Below are 20151 nucleotides of genomic sequence, written 5' to 3' on the forward strand. Positions count from 1 at the left end.
TTAGAGATTTAAAAATTCTTCTACGGAAACTGTTTTCTGTTCTCCCGCTTCAAGATTTTTAAAAGTCACTGTGCTATTTTTTATTTCTTCCTCACCCAGGAAAACAAGGTTTTTAATTCCTTTCTTTTCGGCATAGGTAAATTGTTTATTGAGTTTTGAATTCTCCGGATAGAGTTCTGCTGAAATTCCTTTTCCTCTCAGCTGCATAATCAGCTTTAAAGCTTCGGTTGTTTCTTCTCCTCCAAAATTGGCAAACAGGTATTCTATTGAGGAAGATGCTTCTTCAGGAAACAGATTAAGTTCCTCCATAACCAGATAAATTCTGTCCAGTCCGAAAGAAATTCCGATTCCCGGAATATTTTTAACACCAAAAACTTCTGTAAGGTTATCATATCTGCCGCCACCGCCGATAGATCCCATTGCTGCTTCATCTGCTTTTACTTCAAAAATAGCCCCGGTATAATAATCTAATCCTCTGGCAAGGGTAATATTGAATACGAGGTTCTGCATATCAACTCCCAGATTCAGTGATTGGGTAAGAACAAATTCCAATTCTTCCACTCCTTTTAATCCGATTTCGTTTCCTGCAAATTTTTCTTTCAGTTGAAGAAGGTTTTCCAGTGCATCATCAGACTGCTCAAATAAGAAATCCAGTTTGTCTATAGATTCCTGAGAAATTTCTCTTTCCAGTAATTCTTTAACAACTCCGTCTCTTCCGATTTTATCCAACTTATCTAAAGCCACAGTAAAATCAATCAGCTTATCTGTAATCCCTGCATATTCGGCTAATCCGGAAAGGATTTTTCTGTTGTTCATGTGAATCGTTACGGATACTCCCAGCTCTGCAAAAGACTTCAGATAAAGCTGAACGAGCTCTACTTCCTGTAACAGGCTTTTACTTCCTACCACATCAGCATCACATTGATAAAACTCTCTGAACCTTCCTTTTGCAGGTCTGTCTGCTCTCCAGACCGGTTGAATCTGGTAGCGTTTAAAAGGAAAAACAAGCTGTCCCTGATTCATAGCCACATATCGTGCGAAAGGAACTGTTAAATCATATCTCAAAGCTTTCTCTGAGATTTTCTTTGTTAATGCCTGATGATTTTCAACAGTAAGCTCATCTTCAGAAACTTTATCCAGATAATTTCCTGAATTTAATATTTTAAAGATCAAACGATCTCCCTCCTCTCCATACTTTCCGGTTAATGTTGAAAGATTTTCAAAACTTGGAGTTTCTAATGGCTGAAATCCAAACAATTCAAAGTTCTTCTGCAGTGTATTGATGATATATCGTCGTCTTGAAACTTCCAATGCGGAAAAATCACGTGTTCCTCTTGCTAAACTTGGCTTCATTGTATAATGGGGTAAATAATATTAATAATTAAATACTTATCAGGGATCTCCGGCTCAAGAAGTGGTCCATCAGTTCTTTTAATTCCTGAACATTCAATTTTTGAAAACCTTTGATATTCTTTATTTCCGGAACTTTTCAGTTTGAAAAACAAAGATTCAATGACATTTTTTGATAAGCCTTGCAAAAATAAGGAATTACAGGGACTTAACCCAGCATAAAAAAGCCGAAGAAGCAATCTTCTTCAGCTTTTGCTGTTAGGTAATCATTTATTCTGAAAAATCAGACACTTTCAAGGATCTCCAGAATTTCTTCACCATAATTTTCAATCTTATGTTTTCCGAAACCTTTAATATCAAGCAGTTCCTCTTTTTTTGCGGGTTTATACTTCGCCACCGATACCAATTCTTTATTACTCGCAATGAAGTAGGTGGGCAGGTTCTGTTCTCTTGCTTTTTCTGATCTCCAGAGCTTCAGGGCAGTCAGAATCTGTTCTTCATCAGAGCTTAAAATCTCATTATCAGCAGAGTATTTTACCACTTTGGATTCTCTTACTATATTTTTCAGGGGCTTTACCTCTTCAAAATACAATATGACAGACCAATAACATTCGTCATTTACAAAAGCTGTTTCTACTTTTATAATTTCATTCACTTCCAGGAAATCATCAAGCATTTTTTGATCTTTATATAAAAATTCTTCCGGAAGCCTGATTTTAAAAACCTTTACTTTCATCATTTGTGCTTTTAGAATTATTTTCCTCCCAGCAGTAGAATTTCGTCTACTCTGATTTCTGTTATATGCCGCTTAATACCATCTTTGTCATCATATGACCGGTACGTCAGCTTTCCTTCAATAGCAATTTCTTTTCCTTTGGGAGCGTACTTCTGAAGTATTTCCGCCGGTTTTCCGAAAGCAATCAGATTATGCCATTGTGTTTCTTCCACCTTTTCTCCTTTTGCGTTGGTGTAGTGATCATTAGTAGCCAGAGACACGCTCGCTTTCAGAGTTCCGTTGTCGAAGTTTACTATTTCTACTTCTTTTCCTGTGTAACCAATTAATGTTACTTTGTTTCTTAGTGACATAGCTTTAAAATTTTTAAGATTAATAATTCAGATCAGAGACGTTCACTGTTTTCTCAAATCTCTGTTGCAAAGATTGCCACTTCCTCAAAGCATAGTCGGTTATAAACTATTTAAATTCATTTGTAGTCGTTTGTAAACGGATAATGAAGTAAAAAATTACAGTCTTTGAAACCTGTTAAATTCTTTATTGATAGTAACTCCAGACCACCACTCTACTGATTTGAATACCCTCATCCACATAGGTATAATTTTTTGCATCTTTTTCAAGAATTTCTTTAGTAGGAATAAATTTTGAGTAAAAATCTTCCATTTTTTCAAAAAACAGATGCCCGATAACCTTAAGGAAAATCATGAACTTCTGATTGCTGATTATATCTTCTTATATGGCAAGCCCTTTTCAAGCCTCCCGGAATACTGATTTTGATAAATTTTAAGTGTGTTGTTGTATAATACCGAAAGTTCCTGAAGCTCAGACGATCTTAAAAGATGAACAAGTATCATTGACGGGCTTCATAAGTTCTTATCCCAAATTGAGGTTAATAATTATTTTCTCTGACGGTGTCCGGGGGGGGGGAGGTGTTCCGGATACAGTTTTTTTATTTTCTTCTTAAAAGAATGCAGTTAATTTCGTTTTCTGATATTAAAACGAATTGAATCATGCATTTTTATGTTTCTGTTTTAATTTATTCTGAAGGTATATTCATTGAAGATCTATCCGTTTGCAAACGGATAATTCCGTATCTTTGAGAAAATTTCTTTTTATGGAAAGAAACATCAGTATTTTTGAGTTCCCTCTCAATCTGGGTCTTAAGAAAAAAGATCATGAGACAGAACCCGGTGTAAGGAAACTTCCGGACTGGCTCAGAAAGTTTGGTTTCCACAAAAGAATAGATCCACAACATATTTTTAGACTGGAAGCTCCTGAATATTCCATGGATATGGATGAGGAATCTGGTGTACGAAATGCAGACAGGATCATTGAATATGCCCGAAAACAAGCGGAACTTATTCTGAACAATCATCATGCTGAACATTTCAACATCATGCTGGGCGGTGACTGTAGTATTCTGATCGGAAATGCTCTGGCATTGAAAAAGCTGGGCAATTATGGACTTTTTTATCTTGACGGTCACACTGATTTTATTCCATCCACGCTTTCTGAAACCGGTGCCGCTGCCGGTATGGATCTGGCCATTGTTTCCGGATACGGCCATGAAAAACTGACTGATATTGACGGACTTAAACCTTATTTCCAGGAAGAAAATATATTCTGTGCCGGAAATGCAGAAACCGATGATGAAGAATATACGGCAGAAATCATCCGTTCGGATATTCAGTATTATGATCTTGACCGTCTCAGAGAAAACGGATCTGCAAAAACAGCGGAAAATTTTCTCACGATGGTGCATCATAAGGATCTTGACGGATTTTTCATCCATCTGGATGTAGACATTCTCAAAGATGAACTTATGCCAGCAGTAGACAGCCGGATGGAAGACGGAATTGATTATAGCCATCTCACGGAAATGCTGGTTCCTCTGGTGAGGTCACCCAAATGTTTCGGAATACAAATTACCATTCTTGATCCCGACTATGATCCTGAAGGAGTTTATACCCGGCCATTTATCGATAACTTAATTCAAATTATAAATAATAAAGAAGAGTAAATGAAGAAGGCAATAAAAAGAACTTTCAGGGTCTCAAAGTATGTAATCTATAAGGAAACGCTGGTTGATTATAAAGAGCATTTCTGGTCTTTTCTGGGTGCATTTTTTGGAATCGGGATCATTGCTTTTATCCAATCGCATTCTTTAACGGAGACTGAAAATATATTCCTGATTGGTTCTTTTGGCGCTTCAAGCGTTTTGATTTACGGAGCGATTCAGAGTCCCCTGGCACAGCCCAGAAACCTGATCGGAGGACATGTTCTATCAGCTATTGTAGGGGTTACTGTTTACAAGATTATCCCTGATATTATCTGGCTTTCAGCTCCATTGGCCGTAGCTTTTTCTATTGTTCTGATGCAGTACACAAAAACTCTCCACCCGCCCGGCGGCGCTACGGCACTCATCGCTGTAAGTTCCACGGGGAAAATTCCTGAGCTGGGGTACTGGTATGTTATCTCTCCTGTTTTATCAGGGTGTATTATCCTGCTGATTGTGGCTTTATTTTTCAATAATATAACGCCTAACCGAAGCTACCCTTCCCACAGCAGGTTTAAAAGACTGTTAAAGAAAAGACATAGCCACCACATAAAATAAACGAAACAATGAACTGCCTGGAATGCGGCGAAAAAATTATCGGAAGGGCTGATAAAAAGTTCTGCAACGACGCCTGCCGGAATGCCTACAACAATAAGCAGAACAAAGATTCTAATAATCTGATGCGGAATGTGAACAATAAACTCCGCAAAAATTACCGTATTCTTGCAGAGTGTAATACGGAAGGGAAAGCAAAAGTACCCAAATCCAAATTAGACAATCTAGGTTTTGATTTCGATTATTTTACGAATCTGAAGGTGTATAAAAATGGTGCTGAGTACCGGTTCATTTATGACTACGGCTATAAATTTCTGGAGGATGATTTTATCCTGATTGTAAAAAACCCAAATTAACCCAAACCTCATCATTATGAAGGAAATTGTTCTGATCACAGGTGCAGGCGGCATGGTCGCACAGGAGCTGTCTAAAAAGATAAGCAAGGAATTTGAAGTAAGATTCCTGACCAGAAAAAAGAAGCATGAACATGAATTTGAATGGGATATCCGAAAAGGAACAATTGATGAAGCTGCTCTGGAAGGGGTTTCTCATATCATTCATCTCGCAGGAGCCAATATTTCTGAAAAACGCTGGACTAAAGAACGGAAGGAAGAACTAATCTCCAGCCGTGTGGATTCCGCGGGCCTCCTTCTGAAGGCAGTAAGAGATAAAAAGATGAAGCTCAGGTCTTTTATTTCTGCTTCGGGAATTAATTTTTATGGTACGGAAACTACGGAAACCATTTATACAGAAGATGACATGCCGGGAAATGATTTCCTGAGCGAAGTTGTGATTCTGTGGGAAAGAGCTGCGGATGATTTTAAAGAACAGGATCTGGCAGACAGAGTGGTAAAAATAAGAACAGCCGTAGTACTTTCAGAAAAAGACGGAGCCTTGAAAAAAATGATTCCAACAATACAATATGGCATTGGGTCTCCTTTAGGCAGCGGAAAACAGTATATGCCCTGGATTCATATCGACGATCTTTGCTCAATTTATGAAGCAGCCTTGAAAAATACTGAAATCAACGGTGCTTATAATGCTGTTGCTCCGGAACATACAACTAACGAAAACTTAACGAAGAAAATCGCTGAGGTTCTTAAGAAACCTTTATTCATGCCCAATGTCCCGTCATTTGTTTTAAAGATGATATTGGGAGAACTGGCAGACGCACTTCTGAAGGGTTCAAGGGCTTCCTCCCAAAAAATACAGAGTACAGGATTCAGATTCAGATTTCCTGATCTGAAAAAAGCTTTGGAAGATTTATTAATTCAAAACAATTCATAACACATTATATCAAAGGTTAATTATTATATGCATACCCCCCAAGTAACCATCAATCAAACAGAAATTCTCTCAGATAACTGGTACACTTTAAATAAAGTGACGTATTCTATTTCAAAGAAAGACGGTACAACAGAAATCCAGAGCAGAGAAGCTTATGACCGCGGAAACGGCGCAGTTATCCTGCTTTATCATAAAACTTTAAAAACGGTTATATTAACCAGGCAGTTCAGACTTCCCACTTACATCAACGGCAACCAGGACGGGATGCTTATTGAAGCCTGTGCCGGGCTTCTGGACAATGATCACCCTGAAGAATGCATCAAAAGAGAAACAGAAGAGGAAACCGGATATAAAATCTCCAATGCTGAAAAAATATTTGAAGCATATATGTCTCCCGGTTCTGTTACTGAAATCCTGCATTTTTTCATTGCAGAATATTCTCATGACATGAAGATAGCAGACGGAGGCGGACTGGAAGAGGAAGGTGAACACATTGAAGTACTGGAACTTCCCTTTGATAAAACGTTGGGTATGATAGATAACGGAGAAATCAGGGATGCCAAAACAATTATGCTGCTGCAACACCTCAGAATTAAGGGAATTTTATAATTCGAAATTCATACAATACTGAAATTAACAAACATATGCTACAAGATCATATTACGGTAGAAAACCGCCATAAAGACTTTATCAGAAAAGTCTGTGAAACTGAAATCATTTATGCTTTAAAAGATGAAACCGGATTTGCAGTCTCCTATTCCAACGAACTGGAATATGAAGATGGCGAACCTGTACAGATCATCTGCTTCTGGTCTGATCATGCAAGGGCCAAATCCTGTATTGAAAAGGAATGGAGTCATTATGAAGTATCAGAAATTTCTCTGAATGATTTTATCGAAAACTGGTGCCTGGGAATGAATCAGGACGGATTGGTTGCAGGAACTCAATTTGACACTCATTTGTTCGGATATGAAGCAGAACCTCTGGAACTGATTCTTAATCTTATTGAGGAACTTAAGAAAACAGGAAAATCTGTCAATTTAAGGAAATTCGAAAGCATTGAGGACCTGGAAGCCCAGGTTAAAGAAACTTTAGAGGATTAAAAAGGATGACAAAGTCTATTGGAATAAAGATCATTAATGCGTTAGCTATACTTTCTGTGATGATATTCAGTATTGTCATGCTGCAGACGATCTTCCAATATACCGGACTGGAAAAGAATGTGGGCTTTCTACTGTTTAAGCAGCAGGTGGTTGACAATCCGTACTGGATGGCTTTTTTCTATATCCATATTTTTTCGATAACGCTTTGTCTGCTGGCTGGTTTAACCCAGTTTTCCAATCGGTTTCTACAGGAAAACAGAAAGCTGCACAGGATTATTGGTAAAATTTACGTTTATAATATTCTCATCATCAATGTGCCGGCCTGTTTCGTTCTGGGAATTTTCTCAAATGGCGGATTAATCGGAATTACCGGTTTTACCATTCAGGATGTGCTTTGGGCTTATTTTACAACGAAAGCGGTACTTTCCATTAAAAAAGGAGATATTTCCGGCCATAGAAGCTCTATGATCTTTAGCTATTCAGTAACCGTTACTGCCATTACCTTCAGAATCATTAAAAACCTCTTCTACAATGAAAATTTTCAAGATTATGAGCTGTTTTATGGGATTAATGTCTGGCTGTCTATGATTATCAATCTTTTAATTGCATTTTTCATCATTAAAAGAAACCGGCAGATATCAACGTTCAAAACTGATGTTATTGACAAAAATAAATCCTGCCACAAACAGCACCAAAGCGAATGAGCCGATAAAAATCAATGTATTCCAAAGCGTTTCATATTTGCTGTTCTTCGTCCAGCGATTGAAAAAACGCATCATAAAATAAGCAATCCCACCAAAGATCAGGATAATAAAGCCCAGGAATAAGTATAGTGTCACGTTTAAATAAGTTTATACCAAAACTATTACATTAAAATTAAAAAACAATCATTCAAACCTGAATAAATTGTGAAAAAAGCATTATTATCAAATATTTGTCAGCTCATATCATTCTCTTCACCATACTTTTTCCACTTCTTATATTTTTCAGGATCAGCAAAATCGGGATCTTCTTTGTAATAATACAGTAATCTTTCCAAAGCATAGAAATAGTTCATATATTCCAGGGCATCTTCATAATATCTGAGTGCTTTTTTAATATTCTGTTTCACACCGAAGCCATGATCATACAGGATTCCATAATAGATATGAGAATAAGTACCTTCATGGTCCTGCCTCAGATAACGCTGCAAATTTGCATAATCTCTTTTCTGGTAGTAGATCTCAGATATATTTTCCCGGTTGAAATTGTATTTTTTTTCTGCTTTTTTGTAATAATCGAGGGCAAGATCATAATTTTGCTCCACATATTTTCCATGAAAGTAAAGATCTCCCAGATTACCTAGTGCCGTACCATTACCCAGATCTGCCGCCTTACCATAACATTCCAATGCTTTCTGAATATCCTGGGGGTATCCTATTCCATTGTGGTAATGGTATCCTAAGTTGTTCCATGCATAAGACTCGTTTTGTTTTGCTGCTTTTTCATACCAGGAAAGCCCTTTCTGAAGATCATAAAACTCAGGATAATCTCCATTGGTAAGGATAAATGCGAGGTTTGTCTGCATAGAGGCATCTCCACGCTCTGCACCCATCTTGTAAAGCCGGACAGCCTCTCTGATGTTTCCTTCTTTTTCCATTTTGGCAGCCTTAGATTTCAGGGTTTCATTATCAAAGTGGCTCTCATATCCCGGACCGGTTTTTTCAGTCCATTTCTTGTAAAAATCAAGGAAATATTTCTGGTCCTTTCCGCGGAGGTTATATCTTTTTTCATACAGAGCCCCCATTTCAGAATCAGATACTTTCTGAAGTCTCCTGTCTGTGTTCAGTATCAGCATGTCTGATCCTCTGAAAAGACATAAAAGCTGCTTATCATAGTCTATCCCTTCACAGATATAGTCATATGTCGGACTTGAAACATCCGTCTTCCGGTCATAGTAAAACATTCCATTCTGAAGGATGATCCGGCAGATTTCCGGCCTACATGATTCTATTTTCTGATGTTCCCTGGAAAACGGAACCAGCCAGTGGCCTTCCGAGGCATCATAAAGTCCGGTTCCTTCTGAAGCTGAAACAATAAACACATTCTTCATTTCCTGAACAAATGAATCAACCTGAATATTTTCAATCTCAAGTTCTCTGAGCCTGAACTGCGAGCTGACGGTGTCATAGATCCGCCATTTCTTATCTTTTCTGTAAGCAGACACCGTATAGCCATCCAGTGTAATCAGCTTGTCAATTCCTTCATCCAGAAGACTTCCGTCCGGTCGGATAATACTGATTTTATGCTGAAATTTATTAGGATTTACCCAATAATATCCGTTAGCCATCTCAGACAATGTATCTTCAGGATATTCTCCCATATAAACTCCTTCAAGGTTATAATAAGCCCTCTTTGAAGTCCCTGGCAGCTTTCTGAAAACAAGACCCTGATAATCAAAATTAAACGGGGTTTCAAAATTGCCGGCAACTATTTCCTTATTTAGCGGGTTAATCAGTCTGAAATATTCTCCTTTTTTTGCATTGAACAGTCCTCTGTGGTTCAGCAGCTCCAGATCATCAAAGGTATTCGGAACCGACCACTGCCCTGCGTTTATATCCATAATACCCCACAAACCATCATCCTGAACCAGCCCGTAATTCTTTTCGTTTATGGAGAATGCTTCCAAAACATCCTGATAAAGGCATTCTACGGCCAAATTACCGTCATTTTTAAGGTAACCGAACTTGCTGTTTTTCTGAACAACGGCAATTCCTTCCTCGTTAAAATCATAGATTTCATCATACACTGCCGGAACAATTACATTTCCTTTACTGTCTGTCAACCCCTGGAAACCATTTTCTTCAAAAGTTTCGTAGTGCTCTTTATAGGCTTCATCATTCCAGTAGCCCAGTCCGTAATTAATCCAGTCTGTTTCCAGAATTTCAAGGAATGAATGGTATCCTGATCTTTCCAGGAAAGCGTTTTCCAAAACCTTCAGGTCCATTTTCTTAACGGCTTTATTGTAGATAAAATACTGGCCTTTTATGTCTTCAATCCAGTCTTTAGCCTGATCAGAATGCCTGTCTTCACTCATATTGAAAACATCCCAGGCATCCATTTTTAAAGTATCATAAGGGAGCAAATCCAGGAATTCAAACATTTTATTCACCGGTTCATAATATACCTTCTTATAATGCAGCTGGTAATGATCTGCCAACAATTGATAAAATGTCCGCAGTTTTGCAACACCTTCCTGTCTGTCAAAATACATCAGCTTTCCTTTTGACCTGGGGTTTCCAAAAAACAGAGGAAGCAAAAGTACCGGAATCTCGTAATTCCATTCCCCTAAATACCAGGGATACTGCTCATTATTCTTCTCGTCAACATTATATACATAAATACGGTGTGCCATAATAATCTGTGTGTATTTGCATGGAGGATAATTTAAGCTGGTTTTTTCATTGCTTACCAATCAGTTTCTGATTCATTTATATACTCTTCTTTTTCTGATCCGATTGACTGCTCTCCATGTTTCGTGCAAAATAATAAAAGAAAATGAAAAACAGGCTGTGGCCTGCATAAATTCAGGGAAAATTAATCGTTAAAAAGAGCATTATATCCTTTATTTTTGAATTTAAAACCTTAATTTTGAGGCTATAATTTCTCAATCTATATGAAAAAAATAGTAACCGGGCTTTCCCTGATGATGTCGTTTGCAGTCTGGGGACAGAAAGCTTCCGGTAAAACTCAGAACCTGGTACAGTATTCCTACCAGACCTTCGGCTGTGACAATAAAGGATATTTTAATCCTGCAAAATATAAAAAGAGTGAGATTGACGATACGTATAAGCTTTTGTACAAGTTCAGCGGTCTTTATTTCGACAGTCCTACCGTATTCAAACTTTCCGGGCTTGAAGATATAAGAAAAAATAAAAATACCTATCTCCAAAAGCTGGAACAGCAGTATCAGGAAAAGAAGAAAGAACTGTATGGTCTTAAAGTAATTGACCTGCCCGTATGGAAAGACCTTCACAAACAGGCAATGCAGACTTTTGAAAATGAATACCAGCTTAGCAAAGATGATATTACCGCCTTTTCCGATCCTTCATCTCTGAAAAACAGTAAATTTTACAATACCTGCAGAGAACAGATTGATGCTATAACAGCCTCTGACAAGCAAAAAATGTATGCAACATGGAAAAGTCATGCAGAAGCCAGCAGCAGAAGAAATTCTAACCCACAGGCGGTTATGGCAACCTTTAATGCAAAGTTTAATGATCCTCAAAAAGATGATTATGCATTAATTGATTTAATTGGTATTTCATTTCATAATTGTGCCAATAACAGCTTCAGACCGGCGGTAGACGAAGAAGGAACTGTATATAAAACTTTTGATAAGATATTTACGAAACTGAAGATGGATTGTGATGAACCTTAAGCTTTGGCTTAAAAGATTTCATAACATCTCTACAAATAACCTTTATACCTTTTTTTGGTTGAGCTTAAATCAATTTAATAGAAACAGGACCTGATCGGGTGCTGTTTTTTTGCTGACACCCGAAAAAGAATAATGAATGTTAACAGCACGGTTAAGGAAAGGTTAATGACAGACTAATCTTTTGAAAAGGTGGCGATTCCCTTTATTTTCGCCGGTAAACCAAAACGTTATGAAATTCATTTATCTTTTTTTAGCAACTTTCCTCAGTGCAGGAATATCGGCACAGAATGGTCCTGTGATTATCCCATTTTCACTGGAAGATCATTCCATTTACATCTATTGCAAGGTCAATAAAACGGACAGTATTAAGTTTTTATTTGATACTGGTGCCAGTAATTCTGTTATCAACAGTAACGCTTGGAAAAAACCGGCTCTCATCATTGACGGCAAGTCTGTAAACCAAGGCTCCAACGGAACCAATACAGTGGAGCACAGCAGCCACAATACCATACAATTCGGGACTCTTGAAAAAAAGGATGTCCTTCTTACTTTGATCCCTTATGAAACCAATCATTTTGATGGGGTTTTCGGCACAGATCTGATGCAAGGAAAGATCATTGAAATTGATTATCATAAAAATGAGATCCGGTTTCACGATGAAAACAGCCGGACCATAGATTTTACAGGCTATGAAAAAATGAAACTGCATCTGGTGGATGATTACCCTGCTGTAGAAAGCAGCTTCATCGTTAATGCTAAAGAATATTCCGGGTTATTCGGTCTTGACAGCGGTGCGGATGATGCACTGACCATTGCTTCACCTTTTGCCAGAAAACATACTTTGGCAGCCTCTATGAAAAGAATAGGAAAAGCAACAGCCCAGGGTTCGGATGGCTCCGTATATGAAATGCCTGTGGTACTCTGTCCTTCCCTGAAATTTGCCCAGAAGTTTCTTTATAATCTCCCGGTTACTCTTTCCAATTCTAAAGAAGGTATTGATTCTACAGAGAAAATGGCCGGCTTTTTCGGAAATAAATTCCTGAAAAGATTCAATACCATTATTGATTTTAAAAGACAGCTCATTTATTTTAAGCTCAATAAGCACCTGTATGAAGCTATTTAGTAATTAGTCTTTTTAAACCATAAAAAGCTGTTTAAATTTTATCTGAAACATGAAGAGTTTCTTTCTTTTATTCACATCCGGACCAACTTGTAGGATTCTTCCGGAAGTCAGGAACAAATGCCCGGTTTTATATCGAAACTCCGTATGCATTTTTCACCTCTGCCATCACAAAAGTACTGTGTGTGCTTCCGATAGAATCTACCGATCCCAATGTATTGAAGACAAAATCCTGATAATGTTTCATGTCTCTTACCTGAACTTTCAACAGGAAATCGAAATCACCGGAGATATTGTAACATTCCGCTACTTCTTCAATCTGAAGAATATCTTTTACGAATTTATTTCCCACATCCCTGTCATGAATTTTTAACTTAACCTGACAGAAGACCGTAAAGCCCCGGTTCAGTTTTTCCGCTTCCAGAACGGCCGCATAATGTTTGATATATCCTTCCTGTTCCAGTCTTTTGACCCTCTCAAAAACAGGGGATGGAGAAAGGTTAATTTCCTTTGCCAGCTCTTTAACTGTCAGTTTTGCGTTCTTTTGCAGGATTCTCAACAGCTGAAGATCCTTTTCATCAAGTCTTTCCACAGGATAATATTCTTTTTTACGATCATTTTTTCAAAAATACAGAATATTTAGCTTTAAAATAAAGTCAATTCAAAATATTATTCTTAATTTTTATAATACAACCAACCAATTATCTAAATTCTATATCTTTATCCCCTATTTTGTTCTTTAAAATACTTCATCAAACGGAAGAGGTTTTACATCGCGTAGATTAATAGGGAATCGTGTGAAAATCACGAGCTGTCGCGCAACTGTAAGCAGCATACCAAAGGTTTCTGTCCAAGCATATCCACTGCCAAAAGCGGGAAGGATGACAGACACCGCTGCAAGCCAGGAGACCTGCCTGTTCCGGATTGACAATGCTTCCGCGGTCTGAAGCTTCAGGTCATACAGATGATATCTTTTGAACGTATTTCACCGTTAACAGGAAAATTACGTCCTTTTTGTATCCCTGCATTTCCTTTTTTTCTTTCCCGGCAGTATTGAGAAGCATTCAAAAGAGCTTTTAAGTCATTGTTTAATTTAAAAGTTTGAAAAAATGCAAACACACCTACTTGGCTGCCCGCGTATTGGCAGCAACAGAGAACTTAAAAAAGCCTGTGAACTGTATTGGGCAGGCAAAGCATCATTGCAGCAGCTTCTGGAAACCGGGGAAGCCATCAGCCAAAATAACTGGAAGATCCAGCAGGAAGCAGGAATAGATCTTATTCCGTGTAATGATTTTTCGTATTATGACCAGGTACTGGATATGACGCTTAGTGTTGGCGCTATTCCGGAGCGTTATAAGGGTATTGCCTCTGAAGAATCTTACTCAGAGCTTGATCTTTACTTTGCCATGGCCAGAGGCTATCAGAACAACGGCCTGGACATCACCGCCATGGAAATGACTAAATGGTTTGATACCAATTACCATTACATCGTTCCTGAATTTCGGAAAAACCAGCAGTTCACGTTATTTTCCGATAAAATCATCAGAGAATTTATCCGTGCCAGACAATCCGGAATCAATGCCAAACCTGTCATCATCGGGTTGATTACTTATCTGCTTTTGGGTAAAGAAAAAGAAGAAGGTTTCGATAAACTGGATCTGGCTCAAAATCTTCTCCCTGTTTATATTGAAATCCTGAAAGAACTTGAACGCCACGGTGCAGAATATATTCAGTTTGACGAGCCATTTCTTGCTCTGGATTTAAATGAAAAAGCAAAAGAAACGTATAAATATATTTACGGTGAAATCAGAAAACACTTCCCTGATTTTAAGCTGATCATTACCACTTATTTTGAAGGATTAAAAGACAATCTTTCTCTGGCATCTTCCCTGCCGGCAGATATTCTGCATATTGATCTGGTACGTTGTCCTGAACAATTGGATAACGTTTTACAGGCCATTCCATCAACATTAAGCCTTTCCCTGGGAGTTGTGGACGGAAGAAATATCTGGAAAAATAATTTTGAGAAATCGCTTCAATGGATAAAAAAAGCATCGGAGGAGCTCGGACCGGAAAGAGTATTCATTGCCCCTTCCTGTTCCCTGCTCCATGTTCCTTTCGATCTTGATTCTGAAACTCATGAAGAAGTTTTATCTCCTGAAATTAAGCAATGGATGGCTTTTGCCAAACAAAAGATTGGTGAAATTGCTGTGTTGAAAAAGTTAGCATCAGGAAACCAGGATTACCACACATTGCAACTGCTGGCCGAAAACAGAAAAGCACTGGAAAACCGTAAAATTTCCACACTTATCCATCATCAGAAAGTAAAAGACCGGGCCTCCGTAACTACTGAGGCTGATGCGCAGAGAAATAATCCGTTCAGTATCAGAAAAGAGATTCAGCAGAAAGCCTTACAGCTGCCTTTATTTCCTACAACAACCATTGGTTCATTTCCTCAGACCAAAGAGGTAAGAAACTGGAGAGCCAAATTCAAAAAGGGAGAACTTACAGCCGGACATTACGATGAACTGTTGAAAAAAGAAACGGAAAAAACGATCCGCTGGCAGGAAAAAACAGGAATTGATGTACTTGTTCACGGAGAATTTGAACGAAATGATATGGTTGAGTATTTCGGGGAACAGCTTTCGGGATTTGCCTTTACCCAAAACGGCTGGGTACAAAGCTATGGAAGCCGCTGTGTAAAGCCACCTGTGATCTATGGTGACGTTCACCGGCCTCATCCTATGACGGTTTACTGGTCTGCCTATGCTCAATCTTTGACCTCAAAATGGGTAAAAGGAATGCTGACAGGTCCTGTAACAATCCTTCAATGGTCGTTTGTGCGGGATGACCAGCCCCGTTCTCTTACCTGTAAACAGATTGCATTAGCCATTCGTGATGAGGTGACTGACCTGGAGAAAGCAGGCATCAGAATTATTCAGATTGATGAACCTGCCATTCGTGAAGGTCTTCCGCTAAGGAAATCCGACTGGCAAATTTATCTGAAATGGGCTGTAGAAGCCTTTAGAATTTCTGCCAGCGGCGTGGAAGATGCTACCCAGATCCATACGCATATGTGTTATTCTGAATTTAATGATATTATCCAGAATATTGCGGACATGGATGCAGATGTAATCACGATAGAATGTTCCAGAAGCCAGATGGAGCTGCTGAATGCATTTGCTGATTTCAAATATCCGAATGAGATTGGTCCGGGCGTGTATGATATTCACTCACCAAGAGTTCCCTCCAAAGAGGAAATGGTAGAATTACTGAATAAGGCACAGGCAGTAATTCCTGCACAGCAGCTTTGGGTAAATCCAGACTGTGGTCTGAAAACAAGGCATTGGGATGAAACGGAAAAAGCCCTCATTGCAATGGTAGAGGCTGCAAGAGAAGCAAGCAGAGAGTATGTTAAAAGGGAAAAACTGAAGAATCACAGGTTGTAATTCCAGATTCTGGGTCTAGGATTCTTTTCTTTTTTTTGGAGCGGGCTTTAGCCCGCTCATGTTTAATCCTCATATTTACTGTATATAAATTTCAGTTTCTGATCATTAAAGAAATTAAAAATGAATAAGTTATGATTTTTACAATTTAAAAGCTTAATTTTGCACCCCGAAATAAGGATCATACATTATGAAAAAACTGGGCGAGCACAGAAAGCTTTTAGGCGTTGATAAAACCGTTACATTAAAGGAGTTAAAAACTATTTACAGAAACGTAATGAAGGATACCCATCCTGATAAATTTATCAATGATGAAGCCGGAAAATTAGAAGCAGAGGAAAAAAGCAAATCGGTGATTGAAGCCTATCATTTTCTGGTGAGCATTAATCCTGAAACGCAGGAAAAGTATAAGGAAGAATATACCGAGACGATAACCAAATCCAATATTCAGGATTTTTACCTTGAAAAATCGATTTTAACTGTTCAGCATTTGAATGGAAATATCTATGAATATATGGGAGTTCCGAGAAACACCTATATCAAAATGGTTAATTCTGATTCACCAAGCCGCTTTGCAAGAAGACATATTTACGGAAGTTTTATCTATAGAAAATCCGGTGAAGTTATGGCAGATTAATTTTCTGCTATATAAAAAAATAATACAGGCTTCCGGAATGAACCGGAAGCTTTTTTGTTGAAGCAATTTCCACAAAAAGCACTACAAAACACTGGATATCAAATATTTTCAACTCGCCATCATCAAAATACTTTATATCATTAAAACAATATTGGATAGAATTTAATTCATCGGCAAAACGACCAGCCTCAATCGAAATAAAAAAGCGCCTCAGATAATCTGAAGCGCTTTCGGCTAATTAAAGGTTTTATTTTAGTCTAAGTGTTTTGGAGTAAATCCATCTTCACTTAGTTCTCTGTGTACATAATCTGCTTTCATTTCAGCTTCGTAGTCTACTTTTTCATGTTTACCCATTCTTCTCAGAAGAGAATCGAATAAAGAGTATACTACCGGAACAATGATCAGGGTAAGGAATAGAGACGATGTAAGACCACCGATAACTACCCATGCAAGACCTTTATTCATCTCAGCTCCGGCTCCTGTTGCCAATGCAATCGGAAGCATACCGAAGATCATCGCGATCGTTGTCATCAGAATCGGACGAAGACGTGCGTGATTAGCCTGGATCAATGCATCATGTGTATTGGAACCTGCTGCCTTTCTGGCATTCGTAAAGTCTACGATCAGGATCGCGTTTTTCGCTACAAGACCAATCAACATGATCATCCCCAGCATGGTGAAAATGTTCAGTGAATTCGCAGTCAGGGCAAGAATTACCATTACTCCGATCATCGCCAACGGAATAGAGAACAATACCACAAACGGATATACGAAACTGTCATACAGGGAAACCATTACCAGGTAAACCAATACGATCGCTGCTAATAATGCAATACCTAACGTACCGAAACCTTCCTGCTGGTTCTCCATATCTCCACTCCAGATGTAATCAACACCAACAGGTTTATCTTTACTATCCTTGAATTGGGCTGCCCATTCATTGGCCACGTCACCCACCGGTCTACCTACTGCTTTAGCTCTTACTTTTACAGATGGTGATTTATCTCTACGCTCAAGCAAGCTTGGCCCTGAACCCATTTTTACCTCTGCAAACTGGCTTAAACGAACCTGCTGCCCCTGAGGGTTGGTAAACATTAGATTTTTAACGTCGTCAATGGATTGTCTGTTGGCATCCCCGAAACGGATATTAATGTCGTATTCATATTCTCCGGCTCTGAATTTTCCATCGGTATTCCCGTTGAATGCAGTCTGCATTGTTTGTCCTACACTTGAAAGGTTTAAGCCTAAAGACGCCATTTTATCTCTGTCGATGTTCACCTGAACCTCCGGATTACCTGTGTCTGTTGATAATTCAGCATCTACCGCTCCCGGAACTTTTTTCAGTAATTCCAAGATTCTTGTCGCTTCTTTTACCGCCGTTGCGTTATCCGGTGCTGTTACTACCATTTCGATCGGTGCATTTTCAGCTCCCATGATACCAATTGGCGCTGTTTTGAATTCAACACCTGTGAATTTCTCTTCTAATGCTCTTTTTACTTTTGCGGCTTTGATGTTGGTACTTTCAGAACGTTCAGACTTATCTGTCAGGTTTACCTGAACTTCAGACTGGTATGTTGTAGCCTGAGCCCCACCAAAACCTGTTGACTGCTGTCCAACCGTTGTGATAAGATCTACCACATCTTTATCATTTCTTAAAAACTTCTCAACATCTAAGGTTAGCTGGTTGGTTTTTTCAATCGTTGCATCTTTTGATAATTCCATCTGAACCAGGAACTGTCCACGGTCGATCGGCGGGAAGAATTCACCTCCGATGAATCCGAATGCTACCAGCATAAATGAACTGATCAGAACAACGAATGTAATAATTACGGTTGAAATTCTTCTTAAGGTTGTTTTCAGACACCATTCAAGAATATCAGTGATCCAGTGGGTGAATTTCTCAATTAAGCCTTCAAACCAAAGGATAAATTTCTCAAACCAGTTTTTACCTGTTAAATGTTCCAGCTTACCGAATCTTGATGATAACCAAGGAATGATGGTAAATGAAGCCAATAGTGACAATAAGGTGGCAATAACTACCGTGACGCAGAACTGGGCAAGGATATTGGCAACAAGACCTGAACTCATCGCAATCGGTAAGAATACCACTACAATTACCAGGGTAATGGCTGCTACAGTAAACCCGATTTCCGAAGCTCCGTCATAAGCTGCTCTGATCTTGCTTTTCCCCATCTCCATGTGACGGTAAATGTTTTCAAGAACCACAATCGCGTCATCCACAAGAATACCTACCACAAGCGAAAGCCCAAGTAAACTCATTAAGTTCAGCGTATACCCCATCAGATTCATTCCGATGAATGCTGCTACCAACGAGGCAGGGATAGAAACCATTACAATAAACGCGTTTCTGATACTGTGAAGGAATAATAACATTACAATTGCCACAAGAATAATCGCTAAGAATAAGTCGAAAATAACGTGGTTGGCAGATTCAAGGGTAAAGTCTGTAGTATCGTTGACTACTTTAACTTTTATCCCCTGAACTTTATAGGCATTTTCTACCGTTTGGATGGTTTTCTGAACACTTTCAGATACCGCAACCGCATTCGCATCAGACTGTTTTTTAACCTGCATTAAAATGGTTGGGAACTGGTTGAATCGTGCTACTTTTTCAACATCTTTCTGGGAATCGAAAACTGTAGCAATATCAGATAAACGTACCTGAGCTCCGTTTTTATTGGAAACTACAAGGTTGTTCATTTCTGCAATCGACTTATACTTTCCGGATAATCTGATCGTAGATTTTGTTGTTCTTGTTTTCAAGCTTCCCGTTGGGAAATCAAGGTTTGAGGAAAGAATCGCCTGCTGTACGTCTGCAATTGAAAGCCCGTACCCCTGAAGCTTTTTTTCATCCAGGTTCACCTGGATTTCTCTTTCCTGTCCTCCTACAAGATCCACCTGTGCCACACCGTTTACACGGGAGAAAATAGGTTCAATCTTTTTATCTAAAAGGTCATAAAGATCTTTACTGTTCAGCTTATCAGATGAAATACTCATCGTAATGATCGGTAGATCATCCAGGGAGAATTTGTTCAGAGACGGTGCATCTACATCATCCGGAAGGTCTGCCAGAATGGCGTTTACCTTTCTCTGGGCATCATTCAGGGCATAATCTACATCGGCACCATCATTCAGCTGAACCATGATTACGGATAAACTTTCATAAGAAGAAGATTCTACCTTTTTTACGTTCTCCAAAGAACCTACGGCATCTTCAATCTTCCGGGTTACGGAAGTTTCCACCTCCGCAGGTGAAGCTCCCGGATATACCGTAGAAATGGTTACCATGTTGGTTTCAAACTTCGGAATCAACTCGTACCCCATCATGGAGTAACTCAAAATACCTCCCAGGGTAAGTATCGTAAACAATACGATAACCAGGGATGGCCTTTTAATGGATATTTCTGCTAACTTCATCTTTCT

At 38.7% G+C, this 20151-nt stretch carries 18 protein-coding genes and 1 riboswitch; of the genes, 11 read left to right on the forward strand and 7 right to left on the reverse strand.

Annotated features, from left to right (window positions below):
* The 4 genes from hisS to AOB46_RS23395 all read right to left on the reverse strand — a co-directional run bounded on the left by hisS (position 1) and on the right by AOB46_RS23395 (position 2788).
* A complete protein-coding gene (gene hisS / locus AOB46_RS13350; RefSeq protein ID WP_062700156.1) occupies positions 1-1353 on the reverse strand; it encodes a histidine--tRNA ligase in 1353 nt (450 codons plus the stop codon).
* Between the two features lie 280 nt (positions 1354-1633).
* Positions 1634-2089 (reverse strand): HRDC domain-containing protein, encoded by a 456-nt coding sequence (locus AOB46_RS13355; RefSeq protein ID WP_241489211.1) that lies wholly within the window; start codon positions 2087-2089, stop codon positions 1634-1636.
* 14 nt (positions 2090-2103) lie between these two features.
* The gene (locus AOB46_RS13360) at positions 2104-2436 is read right to left on the reverse strand and encodes a single-stranded DNA-binding protein (protein ID WP_062700158.1); all 333 of its coding nucleotides are present in this window, start codon (positions 2434-2436) and stop codon (positions 2104-2106) included.
* A 184-nt stretch (positions 2437-2620) separates the two neighbouring features.
* Positions 2621-2788: a hypothetical protein gene (locus AOB46_RS23395; protein WP_157845063.1), complete on the reverse strand. Its 168-nt coding sequence runs from the start codon at positions 2786-2788 to the stop codon at positions 2621-2623.
* 409 nt (positions 2789-3197) lie between these two features.
* Between AOB46_RS23395 and AOB46_RS13365 the strand changes: the two genes are divergently transcribed.
* The 7 genes from AOB46_RS13365 to AOB46_RS13395 are packed head-to-tail and all read left to right on the forward strand — an operon-like array spanning position 3198 to position 7788.
* The gene (locus AOB46_RS13365) at positions 3198-4103 is read left to right on the forward strand and encodes an arginase family protein (RefSeq protein ID WP_062700270.1); all 906 of its coding nucleotides are present in this window, start codon (positions 3198-3200) and stop codon (positions 4101-4103) included.
* Positions 4104-4697 (forward strand): HPP family protein, encoded by a 594-nt coding sequence (locus tag AOB46_RS13370; RefSeq protein ID WP_062700160.1) that lies wholly within the window; start codon positions 4104-4106, stop codon positions 4695-4697. It begins immediately after the preceding gene.
* 8 nt (positions 4698-4705) lie between these two features.
* A complete protein-coding gene (locus AOB46_RS13375) occupies positions 4706-5050 on the forward strand; it encodes a hypothetical protein (RefSeq protein WP_062700162.1) in 345 nt (114 codons plus the stop codon).
* 16 nt (positions 5051-5066) lie between these two features.
* The gene (locus AOB46_RS13380; RefSeq protein ID WP_062700164.1) at positions 5067-5981 is read left to right on the forward strand and encodes a TIGR01777 family oxidoreductase; all 915 of its coding nucleotides are present in this window, start codon (positions 5067-5069) and stop codon (positions 5979-5981) included.
* Between the two features lie 27 nt (positions 5982-6008).
* Entirely contained in the window at positions 6009-6590 is a 582-nt protein-coding gene (nudK, locus tag AOB46_RS13385; RefSeq protein ID WP_062700165.1) for a GDP-mannose pyrophosphatase NudK, read from the forward strand.
* Between the two features lie 35 nt (positions 6591-6625).
* Positions 6626-7084, forward strand: coding sequence for a DUF2750 domain-containing protein (locus AOB46_RS13390; protein WP_062700167.1), 459 nt, complete (start codon positions 6626-6628; stop codon positions 7082-7084).
* 5 nt (positions 7085-7089) lie between these two features.
* Complete coding sequence (locus AOB46_RS13395) at positions 7090-7788, forward strand: DUF2306 domain-containing protein (protein ID WP_082377134.1); 699 nt, start codon at positions 7090-7092, stop codon at positions 7786-7788.
* Positions 7789-8021: 233 nt separating this feature from the next.
* Here the strand turns inward: AOB46_RS13395 and AOB46_RS13400 are convergent, their stop codons facing one another.
* A complete protein-coding gene (locus AOB46_RS13400; RefSeq protein WP_062700272.1) occupies positions 8022-10478 on the reverse strand; it encodes an SEL1-like repeat protein in 2457 nt (818 codons plus the stop codon).
* A 261-nt stretch (positions 10479-10739) separates the two neighbouring features.
* Here AOB46_RS13400 and AOB46_RS13405 point away from each other — a divergent pair, with 261 nt between their 5' ends.
* Both AOB46_RS13405 and AOB46_RS13410 read left to right on the forward strand, forming a co-directional pair.
* Positions 10740-11504, forward strand: coding sequence for a hypothetical protein (locus AOB46_RS13405; protein ID WP_062700169.1), 765 nt, complete (start codon positions 10740-10742; stop codon positions 11502-11504).
* 229 nt (positions 11505-11733) lie between these two features.
* Positions 11734-12627 carry a retropepsin-like aspartic protease gene (locus tag AOB46_RS13410; RefSeq protein WP_062700171.1) on the forward strand — a complete coding sequence of 298 codons (894 nt, stop codon included), beginning with the start codon at positions 11734-11736 and terminating at the stop codon, positions 12625-12627.
* 127 nt (positions 12628-12754) lie between these two features.
* Here AOB46_RS13410 and AOB46_RS13415 read toward each other — a convergent pair whose 3' ends face one another.
* A complete protein-coding gene (locus tag AOB46_RS13415; RefSeq protein WP_062700174.1) occupies positions 12755-13216 on the reverse strand; it encodes an Lrp/AsnC family transcriptional regulator in 462 nt (153 codons plus the stop codon).
* A 154-nt stretch (positions 13217-13370) separates the two neighbouring features.
* A riboswitch (cobalamin riboswitch) is annotated at positions 13371-13557 on the forward strand.
* A gap of 176 nt (positions 13558-13733) precedes the next feature.
* On the opposite strand from AOB46_RS13415, the gene metE reads away from it, so the two are divergent.
* Together metE and AOB46_RS13425 are read left to right on the forward strand one after the other, a co-directional pair.
* Positions 13734-16073, forward strand: coding sequence for a 5-methyltetrahydropteroyltriglutamate--homocysteine S-methyltransferase (gene metE / locus AOB46_RS13420; RefSeq protein WP_062700176.1), 2340 nt, complete (start codon positions 13734-13736; stop codon positions 16071-16073).
* Positions 16074-16260: 187 nt separating this feature from the next.
* Positions 16261-16707 (forward strand): KTSC domain-containing protein, encoded by a 447-nt coding sequence (locus AOB46_RS13425; protein WP_062700178.1) that lies wholly within the window; start codon positions 16261-16263, stop codon positions 16705-16707.
* A gap of 252 nt (positions 16708-16959) precedes the next feature.
* On the opposite strand, the gene AOB46_RS13430 is transcribed toward AOB46_RS13425, so the two are convergent.
* Entirely contained in the window at positions 16960-20145 is a 3186-nt protein-coding gene (locus AOB46_RS13430) for an efflux RND transporter permease subunit (protein WP_062700180.1), read from the reverse strand.
* Between the last annotated feature and the right edge of the window lie 6 nt (positions 20146-20151).

This window comes from Chryseobacterium indologenes (assembly GCF_001295265.1).
Lineage (GTDB): Bacteria > Bacteroidota > Bacteroidia > Flavobacteriales > Weeksellaceae > Chryseobacterium > Chryseobacterium indologenes_A.